Annotated in this window: 8 protein-coding genes and 3 pseudogenes; 5 read left to right on the top strand and 6 right to left on the bottom strand. The window is 73.6% G+C overall.

The window, feature by feature from the left end:
* Positions 1–71 precede the first annotated feature (71 nt).
* The 6 genes and pseudogenes from FNH08_RS16875 to FNH08_RS16855 all read right to left on the bottom strand — a co-directional run.
* Positions 72–6,905, bottom strand: a pseudogene (locus tag FNH08_RS16875) (type I polyketide synthase); the annotation flags it as partial.
* 84 nt (positions 6,906–6,989) lie between these two features.
* Positions 6,990–12,743 (bottom strand): type I polyketide synthase, encoded by a 5,754-nt coding sequence (locus FNH08_RS16870; RefSeq protein WP_322724664.1) that lies wholly within the window; start codon positions 12,741–12,743, stop codon positions 6,990–6,992.
* The gene (locus FNH08_RS51955) at positions 12,712–13,008 is read right to left on the bottom strand and encodes a hypothetical protein (RefSeq protein ID WP_228034181.1); all 297 of its coding nucleotides are present in this window, start codon (positions 13,006–13,008) and stop codon (positions 12,712–12,714) included. Before FNH08_RS51955 ends, FNH08_RS16870 begins: the two co-directional genes overlap by 32 nt.
* Positions 13,001–16,411: pseudogene (locus FNH08_RS16865) on the bottom strand (type I polyketide synthase); the annotation flags it as partial. The gene FNH08_RS51955 and the pseudogene FNH08_RS16865, both read right to left, overlap by 8 nt.
* Positions 16,412–16,464: 53 nt before the next feature.
* Positions 16,465–19,041 carry an acyltransferase domain-containing protein gene (locus tag FNH08_RS16860; RefSeq protein ID WP_152772305.1) on the bottom strand — a complete coding sequence of 859 codons (2,577 nt, stop codon included), beginning with the start codon at positions 19,039–19,041 and terminating at the stop codon, positions 16,465–16,467.
* A gap of 471 nt (positions 19,042–19,512) precedes the next feature.
* Positions 19,513–20,409 (bottom strand): helix-turn-helix transcriptional regulator, encoded by an 897-nt coding sequence (locus tag FNH08_RS16855; RefSeq protein WP_152772304.1) that lies wholly within the window; start codon positions 20,407–20,409, stop codon positions 19,513–19,515.
* A 379-nt stretch (positions 20,410–20,788) separates the two neighbouring features.
* On the opposite strand from FNH08_RS16855, the gene FNH08_RS16850 reads away from it, so the two are divergent.
* From FNH08_RS16850 to FNH08_RS16830, 5 genes and pseudogenes are all read left to right on the top strand, one after another.
* Positions 20,789–21,112 (top strand): thioredoxin domain-containing protein, encoded by a 324-nt coding sequence (locus FNH08_RS16850; RefSeq protein WP_152772303.1) that lies wholly within the window; start codon positions 20,789–20,791, stop codon positions 21,110–21,112.
* Positions 21,109–21,870, top strand: coding sequence for a nuclear transport factor 2 family protein (locus tag FNH08_RS16845; RefSeq protein WP_152772302.1), 762 nt, complete (start codon positions 21,109–21,111; stop codon positions 21,868–21,870). Before FNH08_RS16850 ends, FNH08_RS16845 begins: the two co-directional genes overlap by 4 nt.
* Positions 21,871–21,901: 31 nt before the next feature.
* On the top strand, positions 21,902–22,225 hold the full coding sequence (locus FNH08_RS16840) for a MoaF-related domain-containing protein (protein WP_152772301.1): 324 nt from the start codon (positions 21,902–21,904) through the stop codon (positions 22,223–22,225).
* A gap of 114 nt (positions 22,226–22,339) precedes the next feature.
* A complete protein-coding gene (locus FNH08_RS16835) occupies positions 22,340–23,275 on the top strand; it encodes a protein-ADP-ribose hydrolase (protein ID WP_322724663.1) in 936 nt (311 codons plus the stop codon).
* Positions 23,272–23,768, top strand: a pseudogene (locus FNH08_RS16830) (NAD-dependent protein deacetylase of SIR2 family); the annotation flags it as partial. The gene FNH08_RS16835 and the pseudogene FNH08_RS16830, both read left to right, overlap by 4 nt.

The following is a 23,768-nucleotide window of genomic DNA, read 5'->3' as shown; positions in this document are numbered from 1 at the left end:
ATGTGGCCCCGGACTCCCGCCCTCACGGCCGGGTTACGGCCGGGTCAGCGGGAAAGGTGGGCGCGGACTGCGTCGAGGGTGGTCCCGGCGTGATCGGTGATCATCGTGAAGTGGTCGCCGGGCACGTCCACCTCTGCGGGCGCGGGTCGGCCGGGCCAGTGCGCCTGCCAGCCGGACTCGGGGAATCCGGGTTCCGGTACCGGCTCGGTCGCCCGGACCTGGAGGGACGGGATGTCGAGGTCGGCCGGGGCCCAGCCCGCGAAGACCCGGCCGAAGCCACCCATCGCGGTCAGGGCGGTGTCGTCCAGGACGGCGGCGGCGCCGTCGGCGGGCGCCTCGGTCAGCGAGCGGCCGATGTACTGGCCGATGTGCGGCAGCGCGGGGCTGCCGGGCGCGTAGCTGTCCAGCAGGACCAGGGCCGCGGGACGTAGCCCCCGGCGTACCAGCTCGGTGCCCACCGCGTTCGCGAGCCAGCCTCCGGCGGAGTGCCCGAGGAGCGCGAACGGCGCGCCGTCCGTGCATTGTTCGACGTCGTCGGCGTGCAGCCGGACCAGTGCGTCGAGGTCGGCGGGCAGGGCTTCGCCCGCGACGAAGCCGGGCGCGGGCAGCACCCACACGTCCTGTTCGCCGCGCGCGCCGGTGGCGAGCCGGGCGTACTGGTGGGCGCCGGACTTGCCCGCGAACGAGGGGAAGCACACGAGTGCGGGTCCACCGCCGCCGCGCGTCAGCCGCACCGGCGCGGGCCGCCGTACCGTCCCGGCCTCGACGTCCGCCGCGTCGAACGTCTCCCGGAACCGGGCGGCGTCCTCCAGGAACGTGAGGAACTCCGCGAAGCGCCCCTCCTGTCCGGCCCGCGCCGCCAGCGCGGCCAGGACGCCCGCTCCGGTGGGCTCCGGGTCGGCCGTCTCGCTCACCACGGAGTCGGAGTCCCCGGGCAGGTCCCCCGGCGGAGGAAGCAGCGACGCGGTGACCAGCAGCGTGTGGAGGTGGGCGGCGAACCCGTCGAGCGTGGGGTGCTCGAAGAGGGCCGTGGAGGGGAGTTGGGCTCCGGTGGCCGTCTGGAGGTGGACACGGATCTCCGCGGCCATGACGGATTCGATGCCCAGCTCCGGGATGCTGAACGCCTCCTCGACCTCCGTGGTGTCGGCGTGCCCGAGAGCCCTGGCGACATGCTGGGCGACCAGGGAGCGCAGGGCGTCCTCGCGGGCGCCGGCTGTGAGCGGGGCCAGGCGTTCGTGCAGCCGCGCCGCCGCGTCGTCGGCCGACGGCTCCTCGCCCCCGCCGCCGCCCGTCGCGACCGCCGCCGGGAGGGTGCCGTCCGGCCAGAAACGGCGGCTCTGGAACGCGTATGTGGGGAGGTCGACGTGGGCACCGGCCGGGACGTCCAGGATGGCGGACCAGTCGACCCGCGCCCCCCGGACGTGCAGCAGGGCCAGCGCCTCGAACGCGCTCCGCTGCTCCGGGTGGTCGCGCCGCAGCAGGGGCACCGCCTCGACGGCCGGGCCCGGGCGCTCGGCCGCCGCGTCCCGCACGAGCTCCGACAGCACACCGCCCGCGCCGGGCTCGACCACCGTCGTGACGTCGGCGTCCAGCAGAGCGCGCACCGTGTCGTGGGCACCGGCCGGCTCGCGCAGGTGGCGCACCCAGTACTCGGGCGTGCTCACCTCCTCGGCCGTGCCGCTCGACAGCAGGTCGATACGCGGTGGCTGGAAGGCCAGAGTGCTCGCGATCCGGCCGAACTCCTCCAGGGCGCTGTCCGTCAGGGCCGGGCGGGACTCCCGCGACGACCGCTGCCGCTCGCCCGCGCCGACCGCCGCGCGCGTCAGCCGCCCGCGCGCCGCCACCAGCCGGCAGGCGTCCTCGGCCGAGAGCACGCCCGCCGCGTACGCGGCCGTCAGCTCGCCGACCGAGTGACCACCCAGCACGTCCGGGACGGCGTCCCAGGACTGGAGCAGCCAGAAGGACGCCGCCCCGACGGCGAACAGACCGGCCTGGGCGTACTCGGTCTCGTCCAGCAGGGCCGCCTCAGGGGTGCCGGCCTCGGCGAACAAGACCTCGCGCAGCCCGGGCCGGGCCGCGTCGCCATGGAGGTTCAGCTCGCGGTCCAGGGCCTCGCACAGTTCGTCCAGCGCTCGCGCGAAGACCTGGTACCGCTCGTACAACTCCCGCCCCATGCGGGGGAACTGGCTGCCCTCACCGGGGAAGAGGAAAGCGAGGCGGCCGGTGGCGGGCGTACCACGCACCAGGCCGGGGCCCGACGCGCCCGACGCCAGGTCCGCGAGACCCGCTTCGAAGTCCGCCCGGTCGGCGCCGACCACCACCGCGCGGTGCGGCAGTGCGGCGCGGGTGAAGGCCAGCGTCCCGGCCACGGCCGCCAGATCCGTCCCGGGCCGCGCGGACAGGTGCTCGTGCAGGCGCTCCGCCTGTGCCCGCAGGGCCGCCGCGCTGTGCGCCGACAGCAGCCACGGCAGGGCCCCCGGCGCTGTCGGGGGCGCCTCGGGCTGTGGGGTCTCGTCCTCCTGGGGTGGCTGCTCCAGGATCACGTGCGCGTTCGTTCCGCTGATGCCGAACGCCGACACACCGGCGCGCCGCGGACGCCCGGTCTCCGGCCACGGGACCGCTTCGGACAGCGGCTCCATGGCGCCCGCGGACCAGTCCACGTGCGGTGTCGGCTCGCTCAGGTGCAGCGTGCGCGGCAGGACGCCCCGCTCCATGGCCTTCACCATCTTGATCACACCGGCCACGCCCGCGGCGGCGGCCGTGTGCCCGATGTTGGACTTCACCGAGCCCACCCACAGCGGCTGGTCGGCCGGCCGGTCCTGCCCGTAGGTCTCCAGCAGTGCCTGCGCCTCGATCGGGTCGCCGAGCGTGGTGCCGGTGCCGTGCGCCTCCACGGCGTCCACCTCGGCGGGGGAGAGGCGGGCGCCTGCCAGGGCCTGGCGGATGACGCGTTGCTGGGAGGGGCCGTTGGGCGCGGACAGGCCGTTGCTGGCGCCGTCCTGGTTGGTGGCGGTGCCGCGGATGACAGCCATCACGTGGTGCCCGTTGCGCCGGGCGTCCGACAACCGCTCCAGCAGCACCAGACCGACGCCCTCACCCCAGCTCGTACCGTCGGCGCCGGCCGAGAACGGCTTGCACCGGCCGTCCGGGGCCAGTCCGCGCGTCCGGCTGAAGCCGATGAACGCCTCCGGGGTCGACAGCACGGTGGCCCCGCCGGCCAGCGCCAGCTCGCACTCGCCCGCCCGCAGCGCCTGAGCCGCCAGGTGCAGCGCCACCAGCGACGACGAGCACGCGGTGTCCACGGTCACCGCCGGGCCCTCCAGGCCGAAGGTGTACGAGAGCCTGCCGGAGAGCACGCTCGCCGCGCCGCCCGTCAGCAGGAAGGCCTCGACGCCCTCCCGCGCGGACGTGCCCGCCACCAGCTGCGGGTAGTCCTGCCCGGCCAGGCCCGCGTAGACGCCGGTACGGCTGCCGCGCAGGGTGGTCGGGTCGATTCCGGCGTGCTCGAACAGCTCCCAGGAGGTCTCCAGGAGCAGCCGCTGGTGCGGGTCCATGGCGAGGGCCTCGCGCGGGCTGATCCCGAAGAACGCCGCGTCGAACTGGTCGGCGTCGTCCATGAAGCCACCCTCGCGGGTGTACGTGCGGCCGACGCGGTCCGGGTCGGGGTCGTAGATCGACTCCACGTCCCAGCCGCGGTCCTTGGGGAAGAACGAGATCGCGTCGGTGCCGTCCGCGACCAGCCGCCACAGGTCCTCCGGTCCCCGTACGCCTCCCGGGAAGCGGCAGGCCATCGCGACGATCGCGATCGGGTCGCCGTCCTCGGCCGCGTCCGCCTGGGCCACCGGAGCACGTTCCCGGGTACCGGAGAGCCGGTCGAGCAGATGACCGGCGAGGGCCTGCGGCGTCGGGTAGTCGAAGACGACGGACGCCGACAGGCGGGTGCCGGTCGCGGCGCGCAGCCGGTTGCGCAGCTCGACGGCGGTCATCGAGACGAAGCCGAGGTCGCTGAAGGACTGGCCGGTCGCGGCGGGGGCATCGAGGCCCAGCACGGCCGTGGCCTCATCCACCACCAGGTCCAGCACCAGTTGCTGACGCTCGTCCTCGGGCAGTCCGGCCAGACGGCGGGCCAGGTCCGTGCCCTCGGTGTCGCTCTCGGCCTTGGGGCCGCCGCCCGCCGCCGCGAACGCGGGGACGGCGCCCAGCTGCGCCTGGACGGTGTTCTCCTGCCGGACGTCCATCCAGTAGCGCCGGTGCTGGAAGGGATACGCCGGCAGGTCCAGGACCCGGCCGGGCGGTGTCGTGAACCCGCTCCAGTCGACGGACAGGCCGTGACTGTGGGCGTGGGCGGCGGAGGTGAGGACACGGGGCCAGCCGCCCTCGTCGCGGCGGAGGGTGCCGGTGACGAAGATGTCGCGCTCCGCTTCCTCGGCGATGGCTTCGAGGGCGAGGGTGAGGACCGGGTGGGGGCTGCACTCGACGAACGCCGTGTGGCCCTCGGCGAACGCGGTGCGGACCGCGTCGGTGAGGCGGACGGGTCGGCGCAGGTTCGTGTACCAGTAGTCGGCGTCGAGCCCGGCCGTGTCGATGAGTTCGCCGGTGACCGTGGAGTAGAACGGGACCGTGCCCGACCGGGGCGTGATGCCCGAGATGGCCCGGACGACCTCGTCCTTGACCGGTTCGACGTACGGGGAGTGGGAGGCGTAGTCGGCGTCGATGCGGCGGGCGCGGATCTCCTTCTCCTCGCAGAGGGCGACGAGTTCCTCGAGATCCTGCGGCTCTCCGGCGATGACGGTGGCTCCGGGGCCGTTGATGACGGCCACGTGCAGACGCCCCTGCCACGGCTCGATCAGCTCATTGGCCCGCTCCTCGGACGCCGCCAGGGAGACCAGGCTGCCCTGTCCGGTGACACCGAGCAGGGCCTGGCTGCGCAGCGCGACGATCCTGGCGCCGTCCTCCAGGGTGAGCGCACCGGCCACCACGGCTGCGGCGATCTCGCCCTGGGAGTGGCCGATGACGGCGGCGGGTTCGACGCCGAGGGAGCGCCACATGGCGGCGAGGGAGACCATCACCGAGAACAGGGCGGGCTGTACGACGACGGAGCGGGAGATCCGCTCCCCACTGTTCAGCACCTCGGTGAGGGACCAGTCGACGTACGGCGTGAGGGCGGCCTCGCAGTCGGCGATGGACCGGGCGAACACGTCGGAGGTCTTGAGGAGTTCGGTGGCCATGCCGACCCACTGCGAGCCCTGGCCGGGGAAGACGAACACCGGACGCTCGTACGCACCCTGCCCGGTGACGACGCGGGGATCCGCGGCCCCGGTGGCCAGGGACTCGAGTCCTGCCAGGAGTTCGTCCCGGTCGCTGCCGAGGACAACCGCGCGGTGGTCGAGACCGGCTCGCTGGGTGAGGAGGGCGTGTGCCACCTCGCGTACGTCCGGAAGGTCGTCGAGGCCCGTGGCCAGGCGCTCGGCCTGGGCGCGGAGGGCTGCGGGGTCGCGGGCGGAGAGGGCGAGGGGCACGACCGGCGCGAGGGGCACGGCGGGCTCGTCCGCCTCCTGGGGGGTCTCGGCGGGCGCTTGCTCCAGCACGACATGCGCGTTGGTGCCGCTGACGCCGAAGGAGGACACGGCGGCGCGGCGGGGCCGGTCGGTGGCCGACCACTCGCGCTGCTCGGTGAGCAGTTCCACCTTGCCCGCCGACCAGTCGACGTGCGGGGTGGGCGCGTCGACGTGGAGGGTCCTGGGGAGCACACCGTGGCGCATGGCCATGATCATCTTGATGATGCCGCCGACTCCGGCGGCGGCCTGCGTGTGCCCGATGTTGGACTTCAACGAGCCCAGCCACAGAGGCTCTTCGCGGTCCTGGCCGTACGTCGCGAGCACCGCCTGCGCCTCGATGGGGTCGCCCAGCCTTGTGCCGGTGCCGTGTGCCTCCACCGCGTCCACGTCGGCGGGGGTGAGACGGGCGTTGGCGAGCGCCTGCCGGATGACGCGCTGCTGGGAGGGCCCGCTGGGCGCGGTCAGGCCGTTGGAGGCGCCGTCCTGGTTGACGGCGCTGCCGCGGATGACGGCCAGCACCCGGTGTCCGTGCCGCCGAGCGTCCGACAGCCGCTCCAGTACGAGCACACCGGCGCCCTCACTGAAGCCCGTGCCGTCCGCGGAGGCGGCGAAGGCCTTGCAGCGGCCGTCGGGTGACACGCCGCGCTGGCGGGCCGTTTCGGTGAACATGAAGGGCGTGGCCATCACGGTCGCCCCGCCGGCGAGGGCCAGTTCGCTCTCGCCGCGCCGCAGCGACTGAACGGCCACGTGCAGGGCGGTCAGTGACGCCGAGCACGCCGTGTCGACGGTGAGCGCCGGGCCCTCCAGCCCGTAGAAGTACGCCAGTCGGCCCGAGAGGATGCTCGCGGTGAGGCCGCTGATCAGATAGCCCTCCACGTTCTGGGGGGCGCTTGTCACGAGTGTCCGGTAGTCCTGCTGGCCGGTTCCCACGAACACGCCCGTGCGGCTGCCCCGCAGCGTGTTCGGGTCGATGCCGGCGTGCTCGAACGCCTCCCAGGAGGTCTCCAGCAGCAGCCGCTGCTGCGGGTCCATGGCGAGGGCCTCGCGCGGGCCGATGTCGAAGAAGCCGGCGTCGAAGCGGTCGGCCCCGTCGAGGAAGCCGCCCTCGCGGGTGTTCGTCGTCCCCGGCGTGTCCGGGTCGGGATCGTAGAGCGACTCGACGTCCCAGCCCCGGTCTGTCGGGAACGCGGACGTCGCGTCCCGGCCCTGAAGGACCAGCTGCCAGAGCCCGTCCGCCGACTCGACGCCACCCGGGTACCGGCACCCCATGCCGACGACGGCGATGGGTTCGTCCTCGACGGACTCCAGCTCCTTCAGCTGCGCACGGGTCTGCTGGAGGTCGGCCGTCACTTTCTTGAGGAAGTAGCGAAGCTTGTCCTCGGTGGTCTCGCTGTTCGCCACGATGGCGCTGTCCTCTCTGTTCCGCACGGGTCAGGAGATCCCGAGTTCGTTGGTGATGAAGTCGAAGACTTCGTCGTCGCCGGCCGAGTCGAGGCGCACCGTCGCCTTGTCCGGTGGTGCTTCGGTGCCGGCCGCCGGCCGCAGGCCCCAGTCGGCGACGACCGCGCGCAGCCGCGCGGCGATACGGGAGCGATCGGGGTGATCGGCCGCGATCCCGGTCAGTGCCTGCTCCAGCCGGTCGAGTTCGGCCAGCACCGGCTCGGCCCGCGGTACGTCGTCCCGCGGCAGCGCGCCGTCCACGTACCGGGCGAGAGCCTGTGTTGTCGGATGGTCGAAGACGAGGGTCGCGGGCAGCCGGAGCCCGGTGACGGTGCCCAGCCGGTTGCGCAGTTCCACGGCCGTCAGCGAGTCCAGGCCCAGGTCGCTGAAGGCGCGCCCCGGTGCGATGGCGGAGCTGTCGGGGTGCCCGAGCACCTCGGCGACCGTGCGGCGCGTCAGATCGAGCAGGATTCGCTCCCTGTCGTCCGCGTCGGCTCCGGTGAGCCGCCGCCGCAGTTCGCCGGAGGCGTCCTCCCGTGCCGGTGCGCCGGCCGTTGCCGCCGGGGCCGACGGGCGTACCAGACCGCGCAGCAGAGCGGGAACGGAGCCGTCCGCGCCGCGCAGCGCGGCCGTGTCGAGGCGGGCCGGCAGCAGCGTGCGGGGTGTCCGGTCCTCTGGAAGCTCGTTCCCGGCCTCCGGGGCCGTCAGGACCGCGTCGAACAGCGCCAGTCCGTCCTCGGGGGACAGCGAGAGGACACCGGAGCGCCGCCAGCGCCGCAGGGCCACGTCGTCCAGGCGGGCCGCCATACCCGCCTCCCACGCACCCCAGGCCAGTGAGACGGCCGGCAGCCCCAGGGACGCGCGGTGCTGGGCGAGGGCGTCGAGGAAGGCGTTGGCAGCCGCGTAGGAACTCTGGCCCGCCGCGCCGAGCGTGGCCGTGGCGGAGGAGAACAGGACGAAGACCGGCGGTTTCGTCTCCCGGGTCAGCTCGTGCAGATGCCAGGCCGCGTCGAGCTTCGGGCGCAGGACGGCGTCCACGGTGTCGGGGGTCGGCGCGTCGAGCACACCGTCCTCGATGACACCCGCCGCGTGGATCACCCCCGTCAGCGGGTGTGTGGCGGGAATGCGGTCCAGTACGGCGGACAGCGCGTCGCGGTCGGCCGCGTCGCACGCCTCCACGGTCACGTCCGCGCCCAGTGCGCCCAGCGCGTCGACCAGTTCCCCGGCCCCGGCGGACCGAGGCCCGCCGCGGCTCAGCAGGACCAGCCTGCGCACGCCGTGTTCGGTCACGAGATGGCGGGCGACGAGGCTGCCGAGAGCGCCCGTGCCGCCCGTGACGAGGACCGTGCCTTCGGGATCGAGCCCGGCGACCGGTGCCGAACCGTCCGTCGGCGCCACCGGGGTGCGCACGAGCCGAGGCGTCAGCAGCGTGCCGTTCCGCAGCGCGAGGTGCGGTTCACCGCACCCGAGCGCCGCGCGCCACAGCTTCCCGTCCTGAGTCGTGGCCCCGTCCACGTCCAGCAGGACGAACCGGTCGGGATGCTCGGCCTGAGCGGCCCGTACGAGCCCCCACACCAGCGCCTGTCGCAGTCCCCGTACGTCGTCGTCGGCGTCGACGGCCACCGCGTCCCGTGTCACCACGACCAGCCGTGCCCCGGCGAGCCGTTCGTCCGCCGCGAAGGCCACGAGCACGGAGCGCACCGCACGCTCGACGGCCCGTGCGGCCGTAGGGACGTCCTCGTCGGCGGGCACCGCCGCCGCACAGTCCCACAGCACCGTGTCGGGCACCTGCCGGCCGGCCGCCACGGCCGTCCCCAGCGCCGCCAGGTCGGCGAACGTCTCGGCGGCCAACGCGTCCGGCAGCGTGCCGTCGCCCACGGCGACGACGTCCCGGACCGTCCCGGCGCCGGACCCGGCCGGCGGCTGCCACGCGACATGGAAGAGGCTGTCCGTGTGCCCGCGCCGGGAGGCGGCCCGCAACTGCTCCACGGAGACCGGTCGCGTCCCCAGCGCCCCCACCGAGAGCACGGGTGCCCCGTCCGTGTCCGTCACGAGCACCGGTGTCGCGTCCTCGCCGAGCGGCGACATGCGCACCCGCAACGTGGTGGCGCGGGTGCGGTGCAGCCGTACGTCCTGCCAGGCGAACGGCAGCCGTACCTGCTCGCCGGTGTGGCCGACCAGGCCCGCGTGCAGCGCGGCGTCCAGCAGCGCGGGGTGCACTCCGTAGTGGGCCGCTTCCGCCCGGAAGGGTTCCGGCAACTCCACCTCGCCGAAGACCTCATCGCCCAAGCGCCACAGCGCGCGCAGCCCCTGGAAGGACAACCCGTACGTGAAGCCGTCGAGGGCGACCGAGGCGTAGAAGTCGGTGACGTCCACCGGCACGGCCCCGGCGGGCGGCCACACGCCCGTCAGGCCGCCTTCGGCGGGAGCCTCCGCGGCGGCGGCCGACAGCACACCCGCGGCATGGCGCGTCCAGGGCAGCGCGGTCGCCTCGCCCTCCGCGAGCGCCGCGGACGCCGGCCGGGAGGCCACGGTGAACCGGCGGCGTCCGCTGCCGTCGTCCTCCGTGACGGTGACCTGGATGTGGACGACGTCGTCCTCGCCGAGGATCAACGGGGTCTCCTGGACCTGCTCCTCCACCGTGCCGCAGCCCGTCAGACGGCCCGCGTGCAGGGCCATGTCGAGGTGCGCCGTGCCCGGGACGATGGTCGAGCCGAGGATGACGTGGTCGGCGATCCACCCGTGCGTACGGGACGACAGCCGGCCGGTGAGGACCAGCCCGCCGCCGTCCGCCGGGGTGAGCACGGCACCGAGCAGCGGATGCCCGGCCGGGGCCAGCCCCAGATCGCCGGGCTCGACCGACGCCTTCTCGGCGCCGTCCGGCCAGTAACGCTCGCCCTGGAAGGCGTACGTCGGCAGCTCCAGAGGCAGGCGGCGCCCGGCTGAGGCACCGGCGGCGGTGAGGTGCGCCCGCCAGTCCACGGGGACGCCCCGGACGTGGGACTCGGCCAGCGCGGTGAGGACCGTACGGACCTCGGAACGGTCGCGGCGCAGCAGCGGCAGCGCGAGAACGTCGGAACGCTCCTCCTCGGACAACACGTCGGCGGCGCCCTCGCGGGTCATCGCGGACAACACCCCGTCCGGCCCCAGCTCCAGGAATGTGCGCACCCCCTGGCCCAGGAGCGTGCGCACGCCGTCGTGGAAACGCACCGCCTGGCGGACGTGCCGTGCCCAGTAGTCGGCGGAGCGGATCTCCGACGCGGTGACCGGGCGGCCCGTGACGTTCGAGACGATGGGGATGAGGGGCTCACGCAGGTCCATCGACGACAGGACCGTGCGGAAGGCGTCCAGCATGCCGTCCATGCGTGGTGAGTGGAACGCGTGGCTCACGGCCAGTTCCTTCGTCCGCCGTCCCCGGGCGCGCAGCGTCTCGGCCACCGTGCGCACCACGTCCTCGTCACCCGACACGACCACCGAGGTCGGGCCGTTGACCGCGGCGATGCCGGCCAGGTCGGCGTGGCCCGCGAGCAGTTCGGCGACCTCGTCCTCGGTGGCCTCGACGGCCGCCATCAGCCCACCGGACGGCAACTCCTGCATGAGCCGGCCGCGGGCCGCCACCGCGGTGACCGCGTCCTCGAGCGAGAAGACGCCCGCGACATGCGCCGCGGACAGCTCGCCGACGGAGTGGCCCAGCAGATGGCCGGGGCGCAGCCCCCAGGACTCGACCAGCCGGTACAGGCTCACTTCGAGGGCGAACAACGCGGCCTGCGTCCACTGGGTGCGGTCCAGCAGCGCCGCCTGCTCCGACCCCTCGTCGGCGAACAGCACCTCGCGCAGCCGAAGGTCCGCCCGCTCGGCGAACAGCGCGCAGATCCGGTCGAGGGACTCGGCGAACACCGGATGGGCGGCATACAACTCCCGCCCCATGGCGGCTCGTTGCGCGCCCTGTCCGGTGAACAGGAACGCCAGGCTGGTGCCGTGCACGGCCGTGCCGGTGATGACCTGGCCGGGCTCGGCCGGACCGGCGCCACGCAGCGCGTCCAGCCCCGCGAGCAGATCGTCCCGGCCGGTACCGACGATCACGGCACGCCGGTCGAGGCTCGCCCGCGCGGCGGCCAGCGGCAGGGCGAGCGCGGCCGGATCGAGGTCCGGGTGCGCGACGACCGCCTCGTGCAGCCGCTCGGCCTGGGCCCGCAGGGCCTGCGGGTCGGCGGCGGACAGCTGCCAGGGGACGAGCGCCGGGGCGGTGGCCTGGGTCTCCTCGCCGGGCGTGCCCTGCTCGTCGGCTTCCCCGTCGGCGTACTCCTCGGCCTGCTCCAGGATGACGTGCGCGTTGGTGCCGCTGATCCCGAAGGACGACACCCCCGCGCGCCGGGGCCGGCTGGTGGACGGCCACTCCCGTGCCTCGGCCAGCAGCCGCACGGCCCCGCTCGACCAGTCGACGTGGGGGGTCGGCTCGTCCACGTGCAGGGTCGCCGGCAGGATGCCGTGACGCATCGCCAGCACTGTCTTGATGACCCCGGTGATACCGGCCGCGTGCGTGGTGTGCCCGATGTTGGACTTCACCGAGCCCAGCCAGAGCGGCTCCGTCCGGTTCTGCCCGTACGTGGCGAGCAGCGCCTGCGCTTCGATGGGGTCGCCCAGCTTCGTGCCGGTGCCGTGTGCCTCCACCGCGTCGACGTCGGCCGGGGTGAGGCGCGCGTCGGCGAGGGCCGCCCGGATCAGGCGCTGTTGGGCGGGGCCGCTGGGTGCGGTCAGGCCGTTGGAGGCGCCGTCCTGGTTGACGGCGCTGCCGCGTATGACGGCCAGCACCCGGTGCCCGTGTCGCCGGGCGTCCGACAGCCGCTCCACCAGCAGCATCCCGACGCCCTCGCCCCAGGCCGTACCGTCCGCGGCGGCGGCGAACGCCTTGGCGCGGCCGTCGAGCGCGAGCCCCCGCTGCCTGCTGAACTCCACGAACATGAAGGGGTGGGCCATCACGGAGACCCCGCCCACCAGCGCCAGCCCGCACTCGCCGTCCCGCAGCGACCGCACCGCCAGATGCAGCGCGACCAGCGACGCCGAGCACGCCGTTTCGGCGGTGATCGCCGGCCCCTCCAGCCCGAAGGTGTACGCCAGTCGGCCGGAGGCGACGCTGAGCGCGGTGCCGGCCAGCACATGGCCCTCCGTGCCCTCGGGTGCCGCCCCCGTCCCGGGGCCGCCGTAGCCGTGGGAGGCCGCGCCGACGAACACACCCGTGCGGCTGCCGCGCAGCGACGTCGGGTCGATACCGGCCCGTTCGAGGGTCTCCCAGGAGGTCTCCAGCAGCAGCCGCTGCTGTGGGTCCATGGCGAGGGCCTCACGTGGGCTGATCCCGAAGAAACCGGCGTCGAACCGGTCGGCGTCCCGAAGGAACCCGCCGTGGCGCACATAGCTGTGGCCCGGCCGGTCGGGGTCGGCGTCGTACAGCGACTCGATGTCCCAACCGCGTTCGGACGGGAACGGCGTGATCGCGTCCCGCCCCTCGGCCAACAGCTGCCAGAAGTCCTCGGGTGAGCGCACGCCGCCCGGGTAGCGGCAGCTCATGCCGACGATGGCGATCGGCTCGTGGCGGGCCTCCACCAGCTGCCGGTTCTGCTGCTTCAGGCGCTTGTTCTCCTTCAGGGAGTGGCGCAGCGCCTCCATCATCCGCTCGGTGCGGTCGCCGTCCGGGCCGCTTGTCGCGGCACCTTCCTCAGCCCGCGTACCCGGCAAGTCCTGCGTCACAGGGATCCCTTCTCCGCTCATGGTCGTTGTCCGCAGTCCGCTCGTTGACGTCGTCCGCGTCGAGGTGGTGGGTGTCGTTCGGGGCGCCGGCCGCCGCGGATTCTCGGCCACGGACGCCTCCTGGGCCCGCCCGGCCGCCTGCCGCAGGGCCGCCGGCATCCACCTCGGCCAGGGCCGGTCCGGCGGAGACGGCACCGTCCGCCGTGCCGACGGGCTCCGCGCGCAGCCCCGGCCGCAGGGTCCGCCTGCGCTCCGCCTCAGGCATCGCCCGCATCAACTTCGCGGAGGAGGACGCCGGTGCCTGGCCGGTCACCGCGGTGTCGGTGCCCGGCTTCAGCCCCGCCTCGGGAGCCGCCGTGGGAGCCGTTTCCGGAGCCGCCTCGGAGCCGTCCTGCGCGATGTGTCGGCCCCGGCGGAACGAGCGCCGACTCCTCTACGGATTCCGCGAGGCCGACGCCGACGGCGCCGGCCGATCCCCGGCCAACGGACCTGAGGTGCAGCGCCGCCACCGTCGCCACCGGCACGCCGGCCGCGTCGGCGACCTCCATGGACACCGAGGTGCCGGTGTCGTCCGTGCCGGGTGCCGGACCGTCCGCGGGCGCGAGCCGGACCCGCAGCACGCTCGGTCCGGCGGCACCCGACGTCGTCACCCCGTGCCAGGTGTACGGCACCAGCCGCCGCTCCAGTGCCTCGGGGCGCGCCCCGTACCAGGCCTGGAGCGCGGCGTCGAGCAGCGCCGGGTGCAGTCCGTACCGCCCGGCCTCCTGCCGAGTCCCCTCCGGCAGGGCGACCTCGGCGAACACCTCGTCGCCGCGCCGCCACACCGCCCGCAGACCCTGGAACGCGGGCCCGTACACGATCTCGTACGCCTCCGCCTGTCGCTGTAATCCGCCGATGTCCACGCGGTCGGCGTCCGCGGGAGGCCAGGTCACCAGGCTGGACCGGCGTGTCGAAGCGCCGACCGCGTCGAGGGTTCCCGTCGCGTGTCGCGTCCAGGGTTCGTCCGGGCAGGGCCTTGAGGACAGGGTGAGGCGCCGTCGGCCCGTGGCATCGGCGTCGGTCAGCCGGAGCCGGAGCGCCCGGCCCGCGCGCGGATCGGCGGACAGTTCGAGCGGGCTGTGCAGCGTCAGCTCCGCCACCCGGTCGCAGTCGGCGTACGCCCCCGCCCACCGGGCCAGCTCGAGCATCGCCGTGCCCGGCGGCAGGACCCTGCCCGCGACCATGTGGTCGGCGAGCCACGGCCGATCGGCCGTCGACAGAAGGCCGGTGAACAACAGGCCGCCGTCCTCCGGGAGCTCCAGGGTCGCACCGAGCAGAGGATGCTCCGCGCGCGCGGGCCCGGCCGCGTCGAGCGCGCGGGGCCCGTCGGCCGGCCAGTGCCGGCGCCGCTGGAAGGCGTACGTCGGCAGGTCGGCCGGCGGACGGCCCTCCAGGATCAGGTAGGGGAAGGCCGCGGGCCAGGCAACGGTGGTGTCACACACGTGCAGCCGGGCCAGCTCGGGCAGCAGCCCGTCCGCACCGCTCGCCCCGCCCACCGGCGAGGCGACGACCCGCCCCGTGTGCCCGGTCAGGGCCGCGGTGAGACGGGGAGCGACGGCCGAGGCGGCACCGACCTCCACGAACAGCGCATGACCGTGCGCGCTCAACGTGCGGACGGCGTCGTCGAGCGGGGTCGAGGACGTCCTCAGCAGCGGGATCCGGCCCTCGTGGGGTTCCACGCCGGTGCCGTGCGCCGCCGCCCGCGCGCCCTCCTTGAGCGACATCGCCCCGGACACACAGGCCGCCGCGATCTCGCCGATGCCCTCGCCGACCACCGCCGCGGGCGGTACGCCGTACTCCGTCCACACCTCGGCGAGCGCCACGAGCACCGCCCACCGCACGGTCGGTTCGGATCCCGGGAAGGCACCGCCGCGCAGCGCGTGGTCGCCTGCCTTGGCCAGCGCGCGCTGGCAGTGGGCCAGTCGCCGGGAGAACGTCTGCGAGGTCAGCACGAGCCGTGCGGCCCAGTCGATGTCCTGCGCCAGACCGCGGTCGGAGAGCACCAGCACGGCAGTGCTGTCGGAGGTGACACGGCCCTGGAACAGCTGGGGCGCCGGCCGGCCCTCCGCCAGGGCCGTCAGGCCCGCGCACAGTTCGGCTTGGTCGGAGCCGAGGACCACCGCCCGGTGCTCGAACACCGACCGGCCTCGCGCCAGCCCGGCGCCCACCTCCGCACGCGTCAGCTCCGGATGCTCCGCCACATGCGCCGCCAGCCGCGCGGCCTGCGCCCGCAGGGCGTCGCGACTGTGGCCGGACAGCACCCACGGAATCCCGGTGGGCCACGTCCGTATCTGGTCGGCTTCCGCGGGCGGTCCGGAATCGGCGCTCTGCTCCGGCTGTTCCAGCACCACATGCGCGTGGGTGCCGTCGGCGCCGAACGACGATACTCCGGCCCGGTGCGGGCGTCCCGTGTCCGGCCAGTCGCGGGCCTCGGTGAGCAGCTTGACCGCGCCTGCGGACCAGTCCACGTGCGGGGTCGGCGCGTCCACGTGGAGGGTCCTGGGCAGCACGCCGTGCTCCATCGCCTTCACCATCTTGATCACGCCGGCCACTCCTGCGGCGGCCTGAGGATGCCCGATGTTGGAGGTGACCGAGCCGAGCCACAGCGGCCGGCCGACGGGGCGGTCCCGGCCGTAGGCGGCGAGCAGGGCCTGCGCCTCGATGGAGTCACCCAGCTTCGTGCCGGACCCGTGCGCCTCCACCACGTCCACCTCGGCGGGCGCCAACCCCGCCCGCTCCAGGGCCTGCTGGATCACCCGGCGCTGCGCGGGCCCGCTCGGCGCGGTCGGTCCGCTGCTCGCACCGTCCTCGCTGCTCGCACCGTCCTGGTTGACCGCGGAACCCCGGATGACGGCGAGGATCCGCCGGCCGCCCCGGCGCGCGTCCGAAAGCCGCTCCAGCAGCAGCATCCCGACGCCCTCGCCGAGCGACGTGCCGTCCGCGGCGGCGGCGAACGCCTTGCACCGCGCGTCCTGGGACAGCCCGCGCTGTCGGCCGAACCGCGACAGCCACTGCGGCGACGCCATCACCGTCACCCCACCCGCCAGTGCCAGATCGCACTCGCCCGCCCGCAGCGCCCGCGCGGCCTCGTGCAGGGCCACGAGCGACGACGAGGAGGATGTGTCGATGGTGATGGCCGGTCCTTCGAGGCCGAGCGTGTACGCGACGCGTCCCGACGCCACGCCCCCCGCGCCGCCGCCCACGAGGTAGCCCTCGAACTCGGCCGGGGCGTTGCGCGGCCCGAACCCGTGGGGCTCGCACAAGAGGCCCGCGAACACGCCGGTACGGCTGCCGCGCAGCGACGTCGGGGCGATACCGGCCCGCTCGACGGCCTCCCAGGACGTCTCCAGCAGCAGCCGCTGCTGCGGGTCGGTCGCCAGCGCCTCCCGGGTGCTCATACCGAAGAAGGCCGGATCGAAGGCGGCGGGATCGTCCAGAAAGCCGCCTTCCCGGACGTGGACAGTGCCGTCCCGCGCCGGATCCGGGTCGTAGGGACCCTCGTCCCAGCCCCGGTCGGTCGGCGGCGGCGAGATGACGTCCTGGCCCTCCGCCACCACCCGCCACAGGTCCTCAGGGGACTCGACCCCGCCGGGGAAACGACAGGCCATGCCCACGATCGCGATCGGCTCACGGACATCTTGTTCGGGGAGCTCGCAGAGGTCCGCCGCTGGTTCCTGCCGTGTCATGACGTGTGCAGATCGTTGTCGGCCAGGTCGAGCAACTCCTCCAGAGACATGTCCCCGAACTCGTCCTCGTCGTCCGACGCCAGCCGGTCCAGCAGGTCGCGCAGCCGTGCCGCCACACGCTCGCGCGCGGTAGCGCTACCGGGGCCGTCACCGCCGTCATGCAGCAGGCCGGAAGCGAGCAGTTCGGCTTCCAGGGCGTCGAGTTGGGCGAGGACCGCAGAATGCGTGCCCTGGTCCGCGCGCCGCCCCGGACGCTGCTCCGTGCGGACTGCCAGCAACTCGCCGATGAGGACCGCGACGGACGCGGGAGTCGGATGATCGAAGATCAGCGTCGTGGGCAGTTGCAGCCCGGTGGCCTCGTTGAGCTGGTTGCGCAGCTCCACGGCCTGCAGCGAGTTCAAGCCCAACTCCAGGAAGACACGCTGCGGGGCGACGGCGTCCGGGTCACCCAGCCTCAGTACCATCGCCACCTGGGCTCGTACGAACTCCTCGACCGCATGGGCCCGTTCGCCCGCCGTGAGACCGGCGAGGGACAGCTCCCCGGTGCCGGTGCCCCGGGTCACGACGCCTGTGCCATCCGTACCCTCCGCCGGGTCCGCCTGCTCGACTCCGAACGGATAGGTCGGCAGAGCGATCCGCCGGCCCTCACGACCCCGGAAGAAGGCGGCCCAGTCGACGGGGATCCCGCGCACATAGAGCTGCGCCATCCCCGTCAGCCACTCCGTGATCCCGTCCTGCGCCCGGCGCAGGGTGCCGACGACGCCGGACGACACGGCCGCCCCGGTGCCCGCACCGATGTCCTCCAGCGTCTCCTGCACCCCGCCGAGCAGTACGGGATGCGGGCTGATCTCGAGAAACGTGGGGTGACCTGCCGCCCACAGGGCACGTACGGCCGTCTCGAAACGGACCTCGGAGGTGAGGTTGCGGAGCCAGTACGCGCCGTCCAGACCGGTGGTCTCGAACTCGCCGCCGGTGAGGGAGGAGTAGAAGGGCACGGTGGCGGGGACCGGTGTGATCGCCGCCGTACCGGTGAGGAACGCGGTGGCATCGACGATCAGGCCCGGCGTGTGTGCGGCGAGACCGAGGTTCAGCCTCTTGGCCGGGACGCCCTTGGACTCGAGCATCTCGACGACTTCGGTCACGGCCGCGCGCTTTCCACCGAACAGCATGGATCGCGGACCGTTCGTACCGGCGAAGTGGACCCGGCCGCGCAGGCGCTCGGTGTCGAGCAGTGGGCGGAGTTCGTCGGCAGACAGGGCCGCTGCGGCCAGTTCGCCCTCGCCGGCCGCCTCCGCCTGCATCCGGCTCCACAGGACGGCCACCCGGGCGGCCTCGTCCAGCGTCAGCGCACCCGCGACGTGCGCGGCGGCGATCTCACCGAGGCTGGCGCCGACGGTGGCCGCGGGCTCCACACCGCAGGAGCTCCACAGCGCGGACAGCGACACACTCACCGCGAACAGGACCGGCAGGACGACGTCCACGTCCTCCAGCGTCGGCGCGCCCGGGGCACCGCGCAGTACATCGTGCAGCGACCAGGGAACGAGGGGTTCGAGAGCCCGCGCGCAGTCCTCCATCCGTGAACGGAACACGTCGGAGGCATCCAGCAGGTCGAGCGCCATGCCCGGCCACTGGGAGCCCAGTCCGGGGAAGACCTGGACCACGCTTCCACCGCCCTCGACGCTCGCGCCGGGTGCCGTACGGAACAGCAGTGGGGCGAACCCGCCCTCGGCGAGGGCGCGCAGCCCGCGCACCACCTCCTGCCGATCGGTGGCGAGCAGCACGGCCCGTCGCCCGAGGCCGGTCGTACGGGTCGTCACCAACGACCACGCCAGGTCGGCCGGCGACAGTTCGGGGTCGGCCTCGAAACGGGCGAGCAGGTCCCGGGCCAGCGCCGCCACGGCGGCGTCGCTCCGCCCGGACAGCACGAGCGGTACGAGCGGCGCGGCCGACTGCGCCGGCACACCGTCGAGGGCGAGCGGATCGTCGGAGCCGAACGACTCCGCCGGTGCGAGTACGCGCTCACCGGCCGGTACGGCGGTGGATTCCCGCCGCAGCACCGCGACCGCGCCCGTGACGGAACCCGCCACAGCCACGTCGCACTCCCCTCGGCGCAGATGCTCGGCGGCCGACTCGACCGCGGCCCGCGCCGAGAGTTCCGCGCCGAGCGTCACCCGGGGTCCACGCCCCCAGCAGAGATCGCCCCCGACGAGTGCCGCCAGTGTGTCCGAGCCACCGGCGTCCCCGTTCCCGGCCTCTGCCACTGCCTCTGCCTGTGCGAGGAACACACCCACATCGGCGTCGCACAGCGAACCGGGAACGATTCCGGCGTCCTCCAACGCGGCCCACACCAGGTGCAGTGCGCTGAGCCGCTCCCGGGACGCCCCGCGTACGGAGTCCCCGATGAACGCGGCGACCCCGTCGGGCGCACAGCGCACCCGCACGCCGACCGGCCCGGACCGTTCCGCCCGGCGCACGGCCTCGGGAGCCCCCTCCGGGGCCGCCAGACCGACTATCACGATCGGGGTGTCCGCGGCGTCACGGTCGGGCTCGGGCCAAGGCAGTCTGCTGGTCACGGCGTAGTCCGCCTTCCCGTCACTGGCGTCGTGCGTGCCTGTCGGGCCGGTCTGTCCGCAGCGACCGACCGCCGACTCGCGCACGCCCCGCCAACGCTTGCTTGATCAACAGCACTCTGACGGTGACCGCTTGACCGGACCTTGAGACCGGCTCGACGCTGTCGGGCACACTGAAACCGCCACCAGGCCGGACCCGCCAACCCCTCGGACGCCCTGCAGACAGGTAGGCCGCACAGGAATCCGCCCGGACGACCGCCGCGCGTCGGGAGCGGGACCTCCGCTGATTCAAGGCACGGTTCACGCACGCCGACTCCGCCCGATGCCCGTGGCTCCGCAGGTCACGTCGGCGGTCTGCACGCCCACCGCCGAAGTCCGTCTGCCGGCGCGGTGGTCGGGAACTGGGTGGCAATGGGCGGGCATGGGAAGGACATGGCCGTCGGGAGGCGGACCTTCAGCATCGCGGGACGCGTTTCACTTCGTGGGGTGCCCGCGGACCGTGTCACGGAAGGCGATCGGGGTCTGGCCGGTGCGGTGGTGGAAGTACTTGCTGAAGTGGGTCGCGCTGGAGAAGCCGATGCGGGCGGCGATGCGAGCGGCGCTCTGGTCACTGTGGGCCAGGAGGCGCTTCGCCTCCAGGACGACGCGACGGTCGATGAACTCCTTGGCGCCGAGGCCGGCGGCGGCGAGCGTGGCGCGGGAGAGGGTGCGGGCCGAGTAGCCGAGCGTTTCGGCGTAGTCCTCCACCCGGCGGGTGCGCTTGAAGTCCCTTTCCACGGCATCGCGGAAGCGCAGGTAGGCGGCGTCGGGTTCCTGAGTGGGGCTGCCGGCGGGTGTGGTGAGGTGGGCCAGCCGCAGGACGAGGACCGCGAGCAGGTGGCGCAGGGCTGCGGTGTGGATCTCCAGAGGCAGGTGCCCGAGGGCGTGGAACTCGGTGGTGAGGTGGTCGGCGGCCAGCCGCAGGGTCGCGGCGTCGTCGGGTAGCGGGCGGCGCAGGATCGGGGCGTGCGGGTCTTCTGTGTGAGCGCCGTGAGCGGTGGCCGGGTCGAGGAAGTCCTGGCGGAACAGGATCAGGGTGCCGTCGGCGTGGGTGAGGTTGCCCCACTGCTGGACCTGCCCGGGGCGTACCCAGAGCCAGGAGCCGGGTTCGAGGGCGTAGGCAGTGAAGTCGACCGTGTGCCACAGGGTCCCGGCGGTGAGGGTGATCAGGTGGTGGAAGTCCGGGCGCTGGGGGACCACGAGCCGCTGTGCGGGGACCCGGTGGCGCAGGTCGGCGAGGGACAGCACTTCCATCCCGGCGGGGGTGCCGGCGGGCGCGGCGAAGGAGATCTCAGGGATGCCGCGATCGGCATCGTGTCGCTTTTTGACCATCGTGAGTCGCCAGCGTATCCGATTCCACCAGTTCATCGTCCATAGCGTGAAGGTGTCAGCTCGTTCGGAGCCGAGACGATGTCGGAAAGCACGAAGAGAGGAGGAGTGTGATGCCTTCGGTGGAGCGTGCCTCGCCGGCGTGCGTCTTCGACGCGTGCCGCACCTGGTGCCACGGCTTCGGCCCGGCGCTGCGGGCACTCGCCGAGGACAACGCACACCGCACCCGGATCAGTGTCGACGGAGCCGGCCTCTGCACCGGCGCCCGGGCGCTGCCGGTGGCGGGCCCATCCGCACCTGCCGACCGACCGGGCCGGGCAGCACGGCTGACCGGTGTCGCCTTCGGCGCGGGCTACGACCGTGCGCCGCGCGGGGCGCGACCGTGCCCGACTCCGTCTGTGCCCGACTCCGTCGCCGCGGCGAGGGGTTGGCCGCGCTACGCGACCAGCCCGGTATCAACGATCGGGAAGCCGCCGAGGCCGTGCGGCGCGCGTGGTTCGTCGACGGCGGCGGCCCGTCAGACGCCGAGGTCTACCAGGACGTAGCCGACGAGCTGGGTCCGCACTCTGACGCCGTCACCGCGGCATACGCGTGCCCGACCGGCCGGGTGAAGGACCATGCCGACTTCCGCGAGCTGCGCACGCTTGCGCGTCGCCTCCCCATCCAGCCCCACCATGACCTGACCTCGCTAGGAGAACCGCCATGAGCAACGCCAAGAACACCGTCCTGACCGCAGCCGGCGAGCTGTTCGGAAAGAAGGACCCGAGCGCGGTGGACCGCTGGGTCGCCGCCGACTACCGCCAGCACAGCGCCCTGGCCGCCGACGGACCCGAGGCTCTGCGCCAGTTGGTCGCCGGCCTGCCGGAGGGCTTCCGATACGAGGGCGCCCGTGTGATCGCCGACGGCGGCCTGGTCGCCCTTCACGGCACATACCACGGCTTCGGCCCCGACCCGCTGGTCGCCTTCGACATCTTCCGCGTCGACGCCGACGGCAAGCTCGCCGAGCACTGGGACGCCCTGACCCCGCTGGTCAAGGACACCGCCTCCGGTCGCTCCCAGACCGACGGCCCCACCGAGCCTGTCGACCTGGACAAGACCGAGGCCAACCGGGCCCTGGTGCGTGAGTTCGCCGAGAAGGTCCTCAAGGGCGCCGACTACTCGGTACTGACCGACTACATCTCGACCGAGACCTACCACCAGCACAACCCGGAAGCGGCCGACGGCCTCGACGGCTTCGGCGCCGCCGCCGCGAATTGGGCCGAGCAGGGCAAGAACCTCGTCTACAGGACCATCCACAAGGTCATCGCCGACGGAGACTTCGTCCTGCTCCAGTCCGAGGGCGAGTTCGGCGTCCCCGCCGCGTACTACGACCTCTTCCGCGTCCAGGGCGGCAAGATCGTCGAGCACTGGGACATCGTCGTCCCCGTGCCCGCCGAACTCCCGCACTCCAACGGCCTGTTCTGACGCCAGACCGGCACCGGGAAGGAAAAGTGCGATGAGTGAGCTCACCTACGCCGGGAAGACCTTCGTCTTCCGTGTCGACAACGGGGTCGTCTTCCGCAACACCTACGCAGCCGACGGCACCACCCTGCACTACGAGACCCTGGAGGGCCCCGGCAAGGGCGCCGGGGAGACGGTCACCCTGCACACCGCCGAGGTGGCCCCTGGCCTGTTCATGCTCGGCTGGGTCGAGACGTCCGGCATGACGATCACCCACCTCATGAATCTCAACAGCCGCACCGTCCACGCCTTCTGGACCTACGAGGCAGGCGACGGCCGCGTCGCCGAACTGCACACGGGAACCCTCGAACCCGTCTGAAGGCGCCGACCACGCCGGTGTGCCCACCGCGAACAGGTGAGGGCACTCCGGCGTGCCGCGCGGCAGACCTGTCCCCTACGAACCCGCACGTGCCCCACTGGCCGGAGGACAACCGTGTACGCGAACGCACTGCCGATCGCCGCCTACCGCGCCGCCGTCGCCTTGGACGAGCCGTTCCAGCCCGCCATCGGCCATGATCGGGACCAGCGGTCCGCCGGCCTGGTCCGCGAGGCGCTCGGCCTGCTGAGCGACGACCCGGTGGCAGTGCGAGCCGGGCTGCGCCCCGGTGCGGCGGGCCGGCTCGACGATGCCGCCGCCCGGCGACTCCTGCGCGCTGTGCTGACCCTCCGGGAGCCGGGCCCTCTGCCCAGCGGGACCGACCGCGTGCTGGACGCGCTCATGTCCGGCGAAAGCCTGGCGCGGGACACCACCGACGCCGCCTCACTGCCCACCATCCGCCATACGTTTCCCCACACCACGTACCGGGCCGCCGACTGTACGGCGCTCTGGCAAGGCGACATCACCACCCTCGGTGCCGACGCCGTCGTGAACGCCGCCAACAGTGCCCTGCTCGGCTGCTTCGCCCCGATGCACCCGTGCATCGACAACGCCATCCACGCCGCGGCCGGCCCCCGCCTGCGCGCCGACTGCCACACGATCATGACCCGGCAGGGCCACCCGGAACCGACCGGGACCGCCAAGATCACCCGCGGTTACCACCTGCCCGCCCGCTACGTCCTGCACACCGTCGGCCCCATCGTCGACGGCCCACTGCGCCCGGCGCACGATCGGGCGCTGGCGGCCTCGTATCGCGCGTGTCTCGACCTCGCCACCGAGGTCGACGGCCTACGCACCGTCGCGTTCTGCGGCATCGGTACGGGCGTCTTCGGCTACCCCAAGAAGCCGGCTGCCCGCACTGCCCTGGACAGCGTGGCCGACTGGCTCGAGGCCCACCCCGGACGCCTCGACCGCGTGATCTTCAACGTGTACGCGGACAATGACCACGCCGCCTACGCCCACGCACTGACCGAAGGAACCCCGTCCCGATGAACCAGCCCACCATCGACCTGGCAGCCTCCGTCGGCACGATACGCACCTGGCTCAACGAGGCCGACCGCGTCCTGATCACCGCCGGGGCGGGCCTGAGCGCCGCCGCCGGATACGACTACGGCGACGAGGACCGCTTTCAGGAGCTCTTCCCCGCCCTGCACCGCCACGGCCTGCGCTCCCGCTACATGGTCGGCGTGCCCCTGCCGCCGGCCCTGCTGTGGGGCTACTGGGCCGTCCATATCGACGACATCCGCTTCTCCACCGCCCCCAACCACCTTTACCAGCGGCTGCGCGCACTGGTCGACGGCAAGGACCACTGGGTGATGACGTCCAACGTGGACGGTCTCTTCGCCCGGGGTGGCTTCGCCCCCGACCGGATCTTCACCCCGCAGGGCGACTACGGCCGCTACCAGTGCAGCACCCCCTGCACCCCCACCACCTGGGACAGCCGCCCTCTCGTCCAACGGCTCCTCGCCGCCTACGACCCGGCCAC

This window comes from Streptomyces spongiae (genome assembly GCF_009377185.1).
GTDB lineage: Bacteria > Actinomycetota > Actinomycetes > Streptomycetales > Streptomycetaceae > Streptomyces > Streptomyces spongiae.
This window is presented reverse-complemented; position numbering and strand designations above follow the sequence as displayed.

Bases quoted from the DNA above. Each gene is read 5' to 3' on its own strand.
- FNH08_RS51955 (WP_228034181.1), bottom strand. From the start codon at position 13,008: ATGCCTGAGGCGGAGCGCAGGCGGACCCTGCGGCCGGGGCTGCGCGCG.
- FNH08_RS16855 (WP_152772304.1), bottom strand. From the start codon at position 20,409: ATGGTCAAAAAGCGACACGATGCCGATCGCGGCATCCCTGAGATCTCC.
- FNH08_RS16845 (WP_152772302.1), top strand. From the start codon at position 21,109: ATGAGCAACGCCAAGAACACCGTCCTGACCGCAGCCGGCGAGCTGTTC.
- FNH08_RS16840 (WP_152772301.1), top strand. From the start codon at position 21,902: ATGAGTGAGCTCACCTACGCCGGGAAGACCTTCGTCTTCCGTGTCGAC.